This is a genomic window from Nonomuraea aurantiaca (assembly GCF_020215705.1).
In the GTDB taxonomy this organism is placed as follows: domain Bacteria; phylum Actinomycetota; class Actinomycetes; order Streptosporangiales; family Streptosporangiaceae; genus Nonomuraea; species Nonomuraea aurantiaca.
This window is the reverse complement of record NZ_JAIWNB010000005.1, coordinates 157,268-170,188: the sequence shown is the minus strand read 5'-3', so window position 1 is coordinate 170,188 and position 12,921 is coordinate 157,268. Positions and strand designations below refer to the sequence as shown.

The following is a 12,921-nucleotide window of genomic DNA, read 5'->3' as shown; positions in this document are numbered from 1 at the left end:
CAGATTTCATCGGCCCCGGCGGCTGGGGCGCAGGCCGGCGAACAGGTCGTCTTCGGGAAGGGTGCCGTCGACGTGGGACCGAGCGAGGTGATAGTCCTCGACAGGCCATGTCTCCCGCTCGACGTCACGGTCGTGGAGCATGAACCCGGCAGCGGGGTCGATCTGCGTGGCGTGGGCGAGCAACGCCCGGTCCCTGGTCTCGAAGTACTCCGCGCAGGCAATGCGGGTAGTGATCTCCAGGGCGGGGGCGCCCTCCGGGAGCTCTGCCAGCACCGCCTCCATCCCCGAGTCGATCCCGCGCCCTGTCAGGGCATCGTGCATGGCTTGGAACCAGGCTCGCGACAGGACACCCAGATAGTAGAGCTTGAGTGGCTGCCAAGGTTCGCCCGTTCCCGGGTCGCGGCCGGCGTCGCCGACCGCGTCGAAGGCCGCCGTGGTCACCTGGTGCGTCTTGATGTGGTCGGGGTGCGGGTACCCGCCGGTCTCGTCATAGGTCACGACCACGTGCGGGCGGAATTCGCGGATCAACGCCACCAGCCGCCCGGCCGCCTTCTCCAGCGGCTGGACCGCGAAGCAGCCGTCCGGCAGTGGTACGCCCTCCGGGGGCAGGCCCGAATCGACGAAGCCCAGGAAGTGCTGCCGGACGCCCAGGATCTCCCTGGCCGCCGCCATCTCGGCCCGCCGGATCTCGGCGAGGTTCTCCCGTACGCCGGGCCGGTCCATCGCGGGGTTGAGCACGTCGCCGCGCTCACCGCCCGTACAGGTGACCACCAGGACGTCCACGCCTTCCGCGGCGTACTTGGCGAGTGTCGCCGCGCCCTTGCTCGACTCATCGTCAGGGTGGGCGTGCACGCTCATCAGGCGAAGGGGCTCTCCTGGGGCGATCCGCGGGCTCATCTCTGCCTTTCTTCGGTCCACTCCGCCAGGCGGCGGAGGAACGTGGTCGTGGTGGGAAGGGGTACGCCCGGCAACATCGCCAGGTGGAAGACATGGGGCATGCCCTCGTAGACATCGAGGGTGGCCTCTGTCCCCGCTGCCGATGCGGCTGCCGCGAAGCGCCGGGCATCGTCGAGCAGCACCTCTGCGGAACCGGCTGCCAGCAGAAGAGGCGGCAGGTCACGAAGATCGCCGTACAGGGGCGATTGAGGCGCCAGATCCGGTCGCGCCCCTGCCAGGTATGGGGTGATGACGCGCTTCAGTACCGCCCGATCGATCATGTCTCGTTCGCTGTTGGTGTCCAGCGACGGGCTGGACAGGGTCAGATCGGTCAAGGGGGACACCGCGATCGCCGCGGCCGGCATCGGGCCCACGCTCTCCTTGAGTGCCAGGAGCGCCGACAGGACGAGGGTGCCGCCTGCCGACTCGCCGAACAGGACGATCCGGGACTCCGGTACGCCCTGATCGAGCAGCCTTCTGTAGACGGCCGTCACGTCGTCGAGCGCCGCCGGGTAGGGGTGGGCAGGGGCGAGCCGGTAGTCCACCACGAAGACCGGCCGACCGGTCGCCTTGGACAGGTGGCAGGCCAGGAGTCGTTCCATCTGAGGTGCGGTGTGCGTGAAGCCGCCGCCGTGGATGTACAGCGTGATGCCGGCCTCCGCCGCCGAACGTCCAGAGGTGTTCACCCACTGCCCGGCGGCCCCCTCCATGCGGGGGAGCGCCGTAGTGAGATCGGCGTCCGCGGGCGGCTCCGGTGTCCCTGCTGCCAGCGCACGCAGCTGCGCCATGACCGCTGCGGTCTCGTCGGGACCGGCGGGGATGTTCAAGGATGCTCTCCCGTGTTTATTGGGTGAGACATAAATTTAGGACTGACCTAAAAATGTGTCAAGCATCGATTTAGGATCGGCCTATGAGAGGATGTGGTGTCATGGCCACGGGACTTCGCGAGCTCAAGAAGCAGCAGACTCGGCAGGCGATCTCCAGCGCCGCGACCAGGCTGTTCATCGAGCGCGGCTTCGAGACGGTGACCATCGCCGAGATCGCGGCCGCCGCCCAGGTGGCCAAGATGACCGTCACCAACTACTTCCCCCGCAAGGAGGACCTCGCCCTCGACTATCACGAGACGTTCGCCGCCGGCCTGGCCCGCACCGTCGCCGACCGGTCGGCGGGCGAGTCAGCGCTGGCCGCCCTGCGTCGCGAGTTCCTGGCCGGGGTGGAGCGGCACGACGCCGTCATCGGTTTCTCCAGTCAGGGCTTCGCGCGGATGATCAGCGACAGCCCCACCCTTACCGCCCGGCTACGCGACCTGCACGACCAGCGCGAAGACGCCCTCGCCCAAGTCCTTGCCGCCGACACCGCGTCCGCTCCCGGCGACCTCACGGCCCGCGCGGCGGCCGCCCTGCTCGGTGCCGCCCACCGCACCCTGTTCGAGCACATCATGGATCTCACGAGGGAGGGGCGGAGCAACCGCCAGATCGCCTCCACCGTGACCCGGTCGGCCCACCAGGTCTTCGGGCTGCTGGAAACCTCCCTGGCCGACTATGCGATGCGCTGAGGTCACGACCGGACGCGGCCTATGGGCGGACGGCGCCGAGCAGGCGGTTGCGCCAGTAGTCATCGAGGTCGACCACCTTGACGACGTCGCCCGTCTGAGGCGCGTGGACCATCTTCCCGTTACCCGCGTACATGCCCATGTGCCCCAGCCCCTTGCTGAAGAGCAGGTCGCCGGGCTGCAACGCGTCGAGGGGGACGTGGCGGGTGGCGCCCCAGCTCCATTGGGTGTAGGTGGTGCGCGGGATCTCGACTCCCGCGGAACGCCAGGCGGCCTGGGTGAGGCTGGAGCAGTCGTAGGAGCCAGGCCCTACGGCACCGTACTGGTAGGGCTTGCCGATCTGGGCGAAGGCGAACTGAAGCGCCAGGCGGGCGTTGCCGGAGGCCGGCCCGGTGTACGGGATGCCCGTGCTGTTGGGGTCGCCGGTCTTGAAGGCGCCCAGCCGGCGCAGGAGCCTGGTCTGCTCGGCGACGAGCTTGTCCACCTTCTCCTTCTCGTCGCGTACTTTGTCGCGCGCCGAGTCGGCCTCTGCCAGGACGCGTTCGGCCTGGGCACGGCTGTCGCGCAGCGACTTGGTGGTCTCCTCGAAGGCGCGTATCTTCTCGGCCCTGTCCTGCGCGATCTGGTTCAGAGAGGCCATGCTGCTCAGAGTCGCCTCCGGGCCGCTCGGGAAGGCGAATCGCTGCCAGGTGAACGGGCCGGTCTGGTAATCGCCGACCGCCGCCGTGACGAGGTCCCTGCGCAGGGTGTCGACGCGATCATCCTTGCGGCCGATTTCGGCGTTGAGGGCGTCGTACTTCTTCTTGGCCGTCTTGTACGTCTCCGTGGCCTGGTTGTGCCGCTCGACCAGGTCGTCCGCCTGCTCGTTCAGCTTCACCAGCTTGGCCCTGGCCTTGGCGGGCGACGGGGGTGCGGCGGCGGCACCGGCGGGGTTGGAGACCAATACGGCCGAGACCAGAGCCGCCGCCGCTACTGTCTGCCCAAGCCTTGTCGGCACGGCCACTACGAAGCCTCCTCGTAAATCTCCAAACCTGGGGCGCAATAGTACAGAAGGTGGAGGGCTGGTTGGCCTGTTCACAGAGATTGCTCTCGACGGGAGGACATACTATGTGGCCTAGCTGATCGCGCCTCATAGGGCGATATGCATGCCGTTCAGGGGAAAGAAGGTGCGCCCGGCTCCAGAGTTGGGGAGCCGGGCGCGGGGCTGGGTGGCACTCTCCTTTGTCTGAGGTGAGTCACCCGCGGGTGGTGGCGGGCTCGGCGTGCACGGCCGTGCGGGTGCGCAGCGTCAGTGCGGCGAGCAGGGCGCCCGCGGCGGCGATGGCCGCTGCGCCGATGAAGGCGGAGGAGAAGCCGCTGGTCAGAGCGGGCAGGTTGCCGAGTTGTCCGGCGCCGTTGGCGGCGGCGACGGCGGTCATGGCGGCCAGGCCGAGCGCGGAGCCGACCTGGTAGCTGGTGTTGACGATGCCGGAGGCGAGGCCGCCTTCCTCGGGGCGGGCGGAGGAGATGGCGGTGCCGAGTGAGGGGATGAAGGCCAGCGACATGCCGAGGGCGGCGACGAGGGTGGCGGGCAGGACGTCGGTGGCGAAGGTGCCGTTCGGGCTGATCAGCGACAACCAGCCCATGCCGGCGGTGAGCAGGGCCAGGCCGGTGATGGTCGTGGCCTTGGGGCCGAACCGGTTGATGATCCGCGGCGCGAGCACGATCATGCCGATCATGATGAGTACGGTCATCGGGAGCAGGGCGGCGCCGCTGGGGAAGGCGCTGTAGCCGAGGACCTGCTGCAGGTAGAGGTTGAGGAAGAACCACATCGGGATCCACGCCCCGCCGAGCAGCAGCTGGGTGAGGTTGGCGGCGGCGAGGTTCGGGGTGCGGAAGATCGACAGCCGCATGAGCGGTTCGCGGCGACGGGCCTGGATGGCGACGAACGCGGCCAGCAGGGCCACGGCGCCGGCCAGCACGAGCCAGGTCTGCGCGGAACCCCAGCCGATCTCGGGTGCCCTGACGATGGCGTAGACCGCGGCGCCGAGGCCGGCGGTGACGGTGAGCGCGCCGGTCACGTCGATGGAGCCGCGCTGGGCTTGGGCGGCGGGCATCAGCGGGCCGGTGGCCAGCAGGGCGACGAGCGCGATGGGGATGTTGATGTAGAAGACCCAGGGCCAGCTCAGATATTCGGTGATGAGGCCGCCGAGGAACACTCCCGCGGTGCCGCCTGCGGGGGCCGCGGCGCCGTACAGGGCCAGGGCCTTGGTGAGCTCCTTGGGGTTGCGGCCGAAGAGCATCATGAGCAGGGTGAGCGCGGAGGGGGCGATCAGCGCCGCGCCGACTCCCTGGACGGCGCGGCCGGTCAGCTCGACCCACACCTCGGGGGCGATGCCGGCGACCAGGGAACCGGCGAGTAGGATCAACCAGCCGGCGGCGAAGAGCCGGCGGGCGCCGAACAGGTCGGACAGCCGGCCGCCGAGCAACAGGAGTCCGCCGAGGGCGACGACGTAGGCGTTGAAGACCCAGGACAGGTTCTCCTGGGAGAAGCCGAGGCTTTCCTGGATGCGGGGGAGGGCCACGCCGATGATCGACGTGTCCATGATGACGATGAACTGGGCCATGGCGATCAGGGCCAGGGCGGTCCAGCGCCGGGGGGACGGTGCGGACATGGTGCACTCTCCAGTCATTCTGCAGGTCGGTCTGTAGTCCCGGTCAGGTGGCGAGGGCCTGTCGTTGCTCCTCTATACCGCCGGGGGGTATGTTCACGAGAAGATTTATACCCCCATGGGGTATATGTCAAGTGTGACGTAACAGCGGTGGCGACGGGAGGAGCGGTGCCCTGTCGACCCGGACCGGGTGCGCGGCGCTTGCCTTCCACTGTTCTGGAGCGCAGTACTATGGGCGATAGTCGAAGCCAGTCGGCGTTGACTGTACGCTCAGGCTGCGGGGGAGGAGGGGCGCATGGGCGGACCGGCCCGCTGGGTGTCCCATTCCGGTCCGCGATGGCTGTTGCCGGTGATGCTCGTGCTGGGTGTCTGGGGCATGCACACGCTCGGGCACCTGGCCTCGCACCACGGTGAGACCGCCTCGCCCCTCAGCTCGTACGCGCCGGCGCACACGGAGACGTCCGAGAAGGCGATGTCGGAGGTCGGGGCCGAGCCCATCGGGCAGGCCGCGTCCGTCGGCGTGTTCAGGGGGCCCTCGCTGGGCGCTGGGACCTCGGTCTGGCTGGATCCGACCGATGTGTGCCTGGCCGTGCTGCCCTTGATCGTTGCGCTGTTGATCGCCGCCATCTGGGCCAGAACGCGGCCGTGGCCAGGGGAGATGGCTGCCAGGAGGCCATGGGTGAGCGGAGTGGCCAGGTCGCCGCCACGCCGCTTGGCGCCCACCCTCGCCGGGCTCTCAGTGATGCGTACATAGGCCGATCCATCCGTGGACGATTCCCAGGGTCGTCCGGGAGGTGTCAGCCATGCACGTCAATCTTCAGAGAGAGCACCATGTACATGAATATCGGGAAATTCTCCGCCGTCGTCGCCACCTCAGGTGCCGCACTGATCCTGCTGACCGCGTGCGGTGGTACGGACAGTGCCTCGACGGGCGGGCCCGACATGTCCACCATGTCCAGCAGTGCTCCGGCCGCCACGCCGACGAGCACCCAGTCGGGAGCCGGATTCAACGACGCGGATGTGATGTTCGCGCAGATGATGATCCCGCACCATCAGCAGGCGGTGGAGATGGCCGACCTGGCCGAGACGCGGGCGTCGGACAAGGAGGTCAAGGAGCTGGCGGCGAAGATCAAGGCGGCCCAGGATCCGGAGATCCAGACCATGCGGGGCTGGCTCGCCGAATGGGGCAAGCCGCTGCCGACCGGCGGCATGGACCAGGGGATGGGGCATGACATGCCCGGCATGATGTCCGAGGCGGACATGAAGAAGCTGGAAGACGCCAAGGGCGCCGCCTTCGACAGGCAGTTCGCCGAGCTGATGATCGCCCACCACAACGGCGCGATCACCATGGCCCGCACCGAGCAGTCACAGGGTTCCAACCCTGAGGCGAAGGAACTGGCCAAGACGATCGAGAACGCCCAGCAGACCGAAGTGGCGCAGATGAAGAAGATGCTCGACCGGCTCTAGAGTCGAGTACCGGCTGCCCGGCCGCGGCCGGGCAGCCGGCCAGGCTCGCCGCCGAGGTGAAACGCGCTGGTGAGAGCCCCTCTGGGCGGGGTAGGAGCCCTTCCACAGGTTGATGTCCTGCGATCGGGGGGTTCGGCAGGCATGATCACCAAACCAGCGGGCGTTTCCTTGGCGGCGGGAGCGCTGGTCCTCGCCGCCTGCGGCAGCATGACGGCGGGCCGGAGTGCGTCCGCCCTTCCCGACGCCGTGCCGGCGGCCGCCACGCCGACGAGCACACAGCCGGGAGCCGGATTCAATGACGCGGATGTGATGTTCGCGCAGATGATGATTCCGCACCATCAGCAGGCGGTGGAGATGGCCGACCTGGCCGAGACGCGGGCGTCGGACAGGGAGGTCAAGGAGCTGGCGGCGAAGATCAAGGCGGCTCAGGATCCGGAGATCCAGACCATGCGGGGCTGGCTCGCCGAGTGGGGCAAGCCGCTGCCGACCGGCGGCATGGACCAGGGGATGGGGCATGAAATGCCCGGCATGATGTCCGCGGCGGACATGAAGAAGCTCGAAGACGCCAAGGGCGCCGCCTTCGACCAGGAATTCCTCCAGATGATGATCGCTCACCACAACGGCGCGATCACCATGGCCCGCACCGAACGCGAACACGGGAAGAACCAGGAGGCGAAGCGGCTCGCCGACGCGATCGAGACCGGCCAGCAGGCCGAAGTCGAACAGATGCGGAAGATGCTCGATCGGCTCCACTAGCGAGCGTGCCGGGCCGCCCGGCGTCAGCGGGTGAGGAGCGCCTCCGCGACGCGGCGTATGCGCTCGCGCAGGTCCGGCGCGTGCGGGCCGCGCGTCAGGAGGAGTTGGTGCGCGGCCCCGACCAGGGCGAGGGCGATCGAGGCGGTGTCGGTGCCGGCGGGGACGCGGCCGAGTCGTTGCTCGGCCGCCAGGTAGTCGGCGATGACGCGTTCGTTCGCGTCCAGCTCCAGCGCCCCCTCGCCGTGCGCCTCGCCCAGCCTGCTCACCAGGGACGGCCTGGCCAGGGCGAGTCCGGCCAGCGCGAGCAGGTGGCCGGCCAGCAGCGGCTCGATGGTCGTCATCACATTGTCCACCACGGTCCCCGATCCGGCCTGGTCGGGCAGCTCTCGGAGGTGTAGGGTCGCCGCCCGCGCCCGGTCGACGAAGAGCGCGGCCAGGAAGCTGTCCAGGTCGCCGAAGTGGTTGTGGAGCAGCCCGGCGGCGACCCCGGCCTCCCGCGTGATCGCCCGGCTGGTCAGCCCGGCGGGTCCCTCGCGCAGCAGGATCTGCTCGGCGGCGTCGAAGAGCTGCTGCCGTACCTCGGGGATGGTGACGCCGCGCGGTGACATGGCTCCTGAGTTTACCCGCCTTGCCAGAATGAACACTCGCTCATACTGTATGAGCGAGTGTTCATTCTGTTGAGGAGGGATATGGAGACGCGGGAGTTCGTGTGGACGCGCGGGCATGTGGTGGCCCTGGTCGCGTTGTGCCTGGCGCAAGTGCTGGACGCCGTCGACAGCACGGTGGTGAACGTGGCGTTACCCGCGATCAAGGACGAGCTGGCCTTCTCGGCTGCTGATCTGTCCTGGGTGGTGAACGCGTACATGGTGCCCTTCGGCGGTTTCCTGCTGCTCGGCGGGCGGCTGGGCGATCTGTTCGGCCACCGGCGGGTCCTGATGGGCGGCATCGCGCTGTTCACCGGGGCGTCGCTGGTGGCCGGGCTGGCGCCGAGCGCCGGCGTGCTGGTCGGGGCTCGGGGTGTGCAGGGGCTGGCGGCCGCGCTGGTCGCACCGATGACCCTGGCCATGATCACTTTGATCTTCCCCGAGGGGCGGCCGCGCAGCCGCGCCCTGGCGGTATGGGGGACGGCCACGGCGGTGAGCAGCGCGCTGGGGCTGGTCGCGGGCGGACTGCTCGCCGACGGGCCGGGCTGGCGGTGGATCTTCTTCATCAACGTGCCGATCGGCGTGCTGCTGGTGGTGGCAGGCCGTGTTCTGCCCGCACGTGGCGAGCCTCGGTCGAGCCGGGGGTTCGATGCCGTGGGGGCGGTGACCGTCACGGTGGGGGTCGGGCTGCTGATCTACGCGGTGTTGCGCGCGGAATGGGGGCTCCTGCTCGTCGGAGCGGCGCTGCTGGGCTACTTCGCCGTCCATGAGAACGCCGTCGCGCGGCGGCCGCTCGTCGATTTCGGGGTGTTCCGCATCCGCTCCGTGGCGGGGGCCAACCTGATCCAAGTGGTACGGGCCAGCGCGCTGTTCGGTCTGTTCTACCTGGCCACCCTGTTCATGCAGGAGGTGCTCGGATTCTCGGCGCTGGAGACGGGGCTGGCGTACGTGCCGATGACCGTCGTCATGGTCGGCGCCTCGTGGCTCGGCCCGTTGCTGGTCCGCCGCCTGGGCGCGCGGCCGGTCCTGGGGTTCGGCGCGCTGGTCGCCGCCGCGGGCCTGCTGCCGCTGGCCTGGATCTCGCCGGCGGCCGGGCTGTTCGCGAGCCTGATCGTGCCCATGGTGGTCGTGGGCGCCGGACACGGGATCATGGTCGTGCCGCTTACCGATGCCGCGCTGTCCGGCGTGCCGTCGTCCGATGGCGGGGTGGCCGCCGCGCTGCTCAACGTCAGTGCTCAGCTCGGCGGCGCGCTCGGATTGGCGGTTCTGGCGACCGCGGCGGCCGCCCGTACCGATGATCGGCTCCGGGCGGGGACATCGCTGAGCGCGGCGCTCACCGACGGGTACGGCCTCGCCTTCGTCATGTCCGCCGTCCTGATGGCGCTGTGCGCCGCCCTGGCGATCACGTTCTTCCCTGGCGGAAAGGATCCAGCGGCATGATCACCGTCGGTGCGGGGCCCTGGAGCTCAGCGGCCGTGGTGGTACTGGTGCATCACCGCATGGCCCTTGCCCCGGCCGATCAGCCACTTGTTCACCGGTGTCGTCAACACGAAGGCCACCAGCAAGGACCCGGCCAGCGCCACCCAGAACAGCCAATTGGCCAGGCCCGCGTCCATGGCGCCGGGCACGATGAGCATCACCCCGTTGTCCAGGATCTCCATCACCGCGATGGAGACGGTGTCGGCGGCCAGCGCGACCTTGAGCGCCGTACGGAAGTCGACCCTGGCACGCAGCACGCCGCGCATGGTCAGCGCGTAGCCGAACGCGAAGGCCAGCGCCACCGACAGCACCACCGTGGTGAGGTTGGACAGGCCGGCGGCGGTGCCGATGACCATGCCCAGCACCTCGCCGATGGCGCATCCGGTCAGGCAGTGCAGGGTCGCCTGCACGGCCATGCCCCAGGTGGCGGCGGGCGGGGCGGATGAGTGATGGCCGGCCGGCTCGTGCTCAGTATGAGTCCGTTCGGGGCTCTCGTGGTGGTGGCTGCTGTGGCTCATGATGATCTCCGTAGTGGCAACACACATTCCTCGCACGGCGCGCGAGTCTACTACGGAGGATCGTAGGTCAAAGAATGAAGAGCGAATGGCAGTGATGGGCCAGGAAGGAACTGACGCTGGGAACCAGCGCGACCATCGCGGGGCCGCCCAGCAGGACGGCGACCGCCGCCAGACCGGTCAGGCGTTCCCGGCGGCGGAGCGGCGCCTCGGGGTTGAGCATGCGGCGTACCCGGGTGAGCGCCGTCTCCCCGCCCGCGCCGAGCGTGAACGCGGGCGCGCGGCCGGTGGCCAGGCGGACCAGTGCGGCGGCGATCTGCGCGCGGGGGTGGCGGCGGGCGGCGACGTCGTCGGCGAGCAGTTCGATCAGCCGGGTGATCTCCGTCCTGGCCCGCTCGAACAGCGGGACGCCGGGAAACGCCCTGGCCAGGGCTTCGGCTCCGGCCAGCACGAGGTGATGGCGGCCGCGGAGATGCGCACGCTCGTGCTCCAGGACCGCGGTGACCTGCTCGGGCGCCAGGGTGTGCAGCGCACCCGTGGTGATGACCATCTGGGCGTGCCTGCCGGGCACGCAGTAGGCCAGCCGTTCGTCGTAGTCGATCACCACCGCGCCCAGGTCGGTGTCATGCCGGCCAAGGAGGCCGAGCATGGCCGCGTGCTCGCGACGTTCGACGTGGGCTCTGAGCAGCACCGCCGCGCCACAGTAGGCGGCCCTGGCCGGCACCAGGACGGCTATCGGCAGCGCCACGGCACTCGTCCACGTCAGGCCGGAACCGTCGCTCAGCATGTCGGCGCAGATCGCGAACAGCTCGGCCAAGCCGTGCCCGACGACGTCCGCGGGTACGGCGAAGGCCAGCGCGGCCAGCACGGCCGAGGCGACCACCGACACGCCGGCCGCCTGCCACAACATGATCGCCAGCCGCGGCGCCCGCTCGGCCCAGCGCGCCGCCCGCCGCCCCAGCTCGGGCAGCCAGATCGCGGCGACGATCGTGTAGAGCGCCAGGACGATGCCGGCGATCATGCCGGCCTTCCGCGGGGCGGGAACACCTGCAACGCCGCCTCCAGCGCCGCGGCCTCCTCCGGCGTGAGCTGCTCCAGGAAGTGCACGAGCGTGGCGGCCTGGTTGCCGCTGCCCGCCAGCGCGCGGCGCATCAGGCCGGCGGTATAGGCCTCCTTCGACGCCACCGTCTCGTAGACGTAGGCCCGGCCGACGGGCCGGCGCTTGAGCAGGCCCTTGGTGTGCAGATTGTCCATCACGGTCATCACCGTGGTGTACGCGATCACCCGCTCCTGACGCAGACCTTCCAGCACGTCGCGTACGGAAGCCGGTCGGCGCCGCGCCCACAGCCAGTCCATGATCGTGGACTCGAGCTCACCCAGGCCTCGTATCATGCCCTGATCCTACCGGCGATCGTAGTCAACGCCGCCTCGCGCCGTGATCGCCCGCTTGAGCTTGATCAGGTCCTTGGGGGAGTTGATCGCGACAGCCCGGCCGTCTGGATGCGGGCGCCGTGTTCCGGGCGAACAGCGTCGGCCGGCACAGGACGCCGTCGTCCACGGGTCGTGGAAGGGGCGGGCTACGAGGTGGTCGCCGTCTGAAATCTCGGGGTGCTGCCGGACCGGCGAGTCGCGCGGTCCGGCAGCACCGGTGGCTAGCTAGCCTCGGTCGCGCCGAAGGCGAGCCATCCGCGGTCGCTGAAGCCCGCCGCCTCGGCGACCGCGGCGGAGGCGTGGTTCGCGGGGTCGTGCATGTAGGTGGGGATCGCGCCTTCGTCCAGCACCCGCCGGGCCGCCTGGGCGACGAGCCTGCGCGCCAGGCCACGGCCGCGTGCGTAAGGGGCGGTCACGGCGGCGAGCTCGTGCCCGTAGGCGTCGTGTCGTTTGATTCCCACCCCCGCCAGGTGCTCTCCGGTTGCCGGATCGCTGGCGACCAGGACGTCCCCGCCGAAAGGCCGCAGCCAGTCGGGGGTCTCCGGGGCATCGGCGCGTACCCAGGCCCCGGCGTCAGGGAGAGGCGGAGGGTGGGTGGTCCACCGATAGGCGGCGGTGAACCAGCCGCGCTCGGGGAAGCCGACCAGGCCGGGGATCCGTGGTCCCCATGCGGTCAGGTCCTTGTCCTTGGCGTACTGCTCCGCCACGGTCGCGGCATGCTCGGCCGGGACCGACAGCACGCCGCCCTCTGGGCTTGCGACTCCCATGACCGGGTGGATCTTGCCGTCCCATCCGGGGCCACTGCGCCTGGGCGTGCCGACGATGTCCAGCCCGCTCGTGGCGGGCCGGCCGCCGAGCCAGCAGGACAGGTGCTCCATGAGCCGCCGCTCCATCGCCTTCCTCCTGTATACACTAGGGGGGTAGGGTATCTACGAACATTCAGGAGGATACATGCGACGACTGACCCCCCTCGATCCCGCTGAGGCGCCCGAGAAATCCAGAGAGCTGCTGAACGACATCATCGGCAGGAGAGGCGGCGTGGGCGCCATGGTCGCCACCATGGCCCACTCACCCGCGCTGTTGCAGGGATACCTGGACCTCTCGCGCGCCATGAAACGCGTCAAGCTGCCGCGTGCGCTCAGTGAGAAGATCTCGCTTGCCGTGCAGGAATGGATCGGCTGCGGCCACTGCCTTCAGGCGCATGCCGAGGCGGGGCGCGCGGCGGGGCTCAGCGAGAGCGACATCGCGCTGGCCCGGCAGGGCACGTCCACCGATGCCAGGGAGGCGGCGCTCATCGCCTTGGCCGTGCGGGTGCTGGCCGAGCCGTCGTCGATCACTGACGAGGACGTCGCGGAGGTGCGGGCGCATGGTTGGAGCGACCGAATCGTGGCGGAGATCGTGGGCGTCGTCGCCCTCAATCTCCTGACCGGCGCTTTCAACCTCTTGGTGGGCTTGGAGCCGGCGGAAGGGACCGCGTAGGCCGCACGACC

15 protein-coding genes are annotated in these 12,921 nt (G+C 69.7%); 6 read left to right on the top strand and 9 right to left on the bottom strand.

Annotation, left to right across the window (positions count from 1 at the left end; genetic code table 11):
• Positions 1-6: 6 nt before the first annotated feature.
• Both mca and LDL49_RS14815 read right to left on the bottom strand, forming a co-directional pair.
• Positions 7-858, bottom strand: coding sequence for a mycothiol conjugate amidase Mca (mca, locus tag LDL49_RS14820; RefSeq protein WP_225291607.1), 852 nt, complete (start codon positions 856-858; stop codon positions 7-9).
• A gap of 35 nt (positions 859-893) precedes the next feature.
• Complete coding sequence (locus LDL49_RS14815) at positions 894-1,763, bottom strand: alpha/beta hydrolase fold domain-containing protein (RefSeq protein ID WP_225291606.1); 870 nt, start codon at positions 1,761-1,763, stop codon at positions 894-896.
• Between the two features lie 101 nt (positions 1,764-1,864).
• Here LDL49_RS14815 and LDL49_RS14810 point away from each other — a divergent pair, with 101 nt between their 5' ends.
• A complete protein-coding gene (locus LDL49_RS14810; protein ID WP_225291605.1) occupies positions 1,865-2,491 on the top strand; it encodes a TetR/AcrR family transcriptional regulator in 627 nt (208 codons plus the stop codon).
• 19 nt (positions 2,492-2,510) lie between these two features.
• Here the strand turns inward: LDL49_RS14810 and LDL49_RS14805 are convergent, their stop codons facing one another.
• The gene (locus LDL49_RS14805; RefSeq protein ID WP_225291604.1) at positions 2,511-3,485 is read right to left on the bottom strand and encodes a C40 family peptidase; all 975 of its coding nucleotides are present in this window, start codon (positions 3,483-3,485) and stop codon (positions 2,511-2,513) included.
• A 238-nt stretch (positions 3,486-3,723) separates the two neighbouring features.
• Positions 3,724-5,142: an MFS transporter gene (locus LDL49_RS14800; protein WP_225291603.1), complete on the bottom strand. Its 1,419-nt coding sequence runs from the start codon at positions 5,140-5,142 to the stop codon at positions 3,724-3,726.
• Positions 5,143-5,434: 292 nt separating this feature from the next.
• Here LDL49_RS14800 and LDL49_RS14795 point away from each other — a divergent pair, with 292 nt between their 5' ends.
• From LDL49_RS14795 to LDL49_RS14785, 3 genes are all read left to right on the top strand, one after another.
• Positions 5,435-5,893: a DUF6153 family protein gene (locus LDL49_RS14795; RefSeq protein ID WP_225291602.1), complete on the top strand. Its 459-nt coding sequence runs from the start codon at positions 5,435-5,437 to the stop codon at positions 5,891-5,893.
• An 83-nt stretch (positions 5,894-5,976) separates the two neighbouring features.
• A complete protein-coding gene (locus LDL49_RS14790; RefSeq protein ID WP_225291601.1) occupies positions 5,977-6,606 on the top strand; it encodes a DUF305 domain-containing protein in 630 nt (209 codons plus the stop codon).
• A 141-nt stretch (positions 6,607-6,747) separates the two neighbouring features.
• Positions 6,748-7,362, top strand: coding sequence for a DUF305 domain-containing protein (locus LDL49_RS14785; RefSeq protein ID WP_225291600.1), 615 nt, complete (start codon positions 6,748-6,750; stop codon positions 7,360-7,362).
• Between the two features lie 23 nt (positions 7,363-7,385).
• Here LDL49_RS14785 and LDL49_RS14780 read toward each other — a convergent pair whose 3' ends face one another.
• Positions 7,386-7,970 (bottom strand): TetR/AcrR family transcriptional regulator, encoded by a 585-nt coding sequence (locus LDL49_RS14780; RefSeq protein WP_225291599.1) that lies wholly within the window; start codon positions 7,968-7,970, stop codon positions 7,386-7,388.
• Between the two features lie 81 nt (positions 7,971-8,051).
• Here LDL49_RS14780 and LDL49_RS14775 point away from each other — a divergent pair, with 81 nt between their 5' ends.
• Positions 8,052-9,446 carry an MFS transporter gene (locus tag LDL49_RS14775; RefSeq protein WP_225291598.1) on the top strand — a complete coding sequence of 465 codons (1,395 nt, stop codon included), beginning with the start codon at positions 8,052-8,054 and terminating at the stop codon, positions 9,444-9,446.
• 26 nt (positions 9,447-9,472) lie between these two features.
• Here the strand turns inward: LDL49_RS14775 and LDL49_RS14770 are convergent, their stop codons facing one another.
• From LDL49_RS14770 to LDL49_RS14755, 4 genes are all read right to left on the bottom strand, one after another.
• A complete protein-coding gene (locus LDL49_RS14770) occupies positions 9,473-10,003 on the bottom strand; it encodes a DUF4396 domain-containing protein (RefSeq protein ID WP_225291597.1) in 531 nt (176 codons plus the stop codon).
• Between the two features lie 67 nt (positions 10,004-10,070).
• Positions 10,071-11,021: a M56 family metallopeptidase gene (locus tag LDL49_RS14765; protein ID WP_225291596.1), complete on the bottom strand. Its 951-nt coding sequence runs from the start codon at positions 11,019-11,021 to the stop codon at positions 10,071-10,073.
• Entirely contained in the window at positions 11,018-11,392 is a 375-nt protein-coding gene (locus tag LDL49_RS14760; RefSeq protein WP_225291595.1) for a BlaI/MecI/CopY family transcriptional regulator, read from the bottom strand. Before LDL49_RS14760 ends, LDL49_RS14765 begins: the two co-directional genes overlap by 4 nt.
• Before the next feature lie 260 nt (positions 11,393-11,652).
• Complete coding sequence (locus LDL49_RS14755) at positions 11,653-12,324, bottom strand: GNAT family N-acetyltransferase (RefSeq protein ID WP_225291594.1); 672 nt, start codon at positions 12,322-12,324, stop codon at positions 11,653-11,655.
• Positions 12,325-12,382: 58 nt separating this feature from the next.
• Here LDL49_RS14755 and LDL49_RS14750 point away from each other — a divergent pair, with 58 nt between their 5' ends.
• Positions 12,383-12,910 (top strand): carboxymuconolactone decarboxylase family protein, encoded by a 528-nt coding sequence (locus LDL49_RS14750; RefSeq protein ID WP_225291593.1) that lies wholly within the window; start codon positions 12,383-12,385, stop codon positions 12,908-12,910.
• Positions 12,911-12,921 lie beyond the last annotated feature (11 nt).

Excerpts from the sequence above, each read along its gene's own strand:
- mca (WP_225291607.1), bottom strand. The coding sequence starts at position 858 with ATGAGCGTGCACGCCCACCCTGACGATGAGTCGAGCAAGGGCGCGGCG.
- LDL49_RS14810 (WP_225291605.1), top strand. The coding sequence starts at position 1,865 with ATGGCCACGGGACTTCGCGAGCTCAAGAAGCAGCAGACTCGGCAGGCG.
- LDL49_RS14800 (WP_225291603.1), bottom strand. The coding sequence starts at position 5,142 with ATGTCCGCACCGTCCCCCCGGCGCTGGACCGCCCTGGCCCTGATCGCC.
- LDL49_RS14795 (WP_225291602.1), top strand. The coding sequence starts at position 5,435 with ATGGGCGGACCGGCCCGCTGGGTGTCCCATTCCGGTCCGCGATGGCTG.
- LDL49_RS14790 (WP_225291601.1), top strand. The coding sequence starts at position 5,977 with ATGAATATCGGGAAATTCTCCGCCGTCGTCGCCACCTCAGGTGCCGCA.
- LDL49_RS14785 (WP_225291600.1), top strand. The coding sequence starts at position 6,748 with ATGATCACCAAACCAGCGGGCGTTTCCTTGGCGGCGGGAGCGCTGGTC.
- LDL49_RS14780 (WP_225291599.1), bottom strand. The coding sequence starts at position 7,970 with ATGTCACCGCGCGGCGTCACCATCCCCGAGGTACGGCAGCAGCTCTTC.
- LDL49_RS14775 (WP_225291598.1), top strand. The coding sequence starts at position 8,052 with ATGGAGACGCGGGAGTTCGTGTGGACGCGCGGGCATGTGGTGGCCCTG.
- LDL49_RS14770 (WP_225291597.1), bottom strand. The coding sequence starts at position 10,003 with ATGAGCCACAGCAGCCACCACCACGAGAGCCCCGAACGGACTCATACT.
- LDL49_RS14765 (WP_225291596.1), bottom strand. The coding sequence starts at position 11,021 with ATGATCGCCGGCATCGTCCTGGCGCTCTACACGATCGTCGCCGCGATC.
- LDL49_RS14760 (WP_225291595.1), bottom strand. The coding sequence starts at position 11,392 with ATGATACGAGGCCTGGGTGAGCTCGAGTCCACGATCATGGACTGGCTG.
- LDL49_RS14755 (WP_225291594.1), bottom strand. The coding sequence starts at position 12,324 with ATGGAGCGGCGGCTCATGGAGCACCTGTCCTGCTGGCTCGGCGGCCGG.
- LDL49_RS14750 (WP_225291593.1), top strand. The coding sequence starts at position 12,383 with ATGCGACGACTGACCCCCCTCGATCCCGCTGAGGCGCCCGAGAAATCC.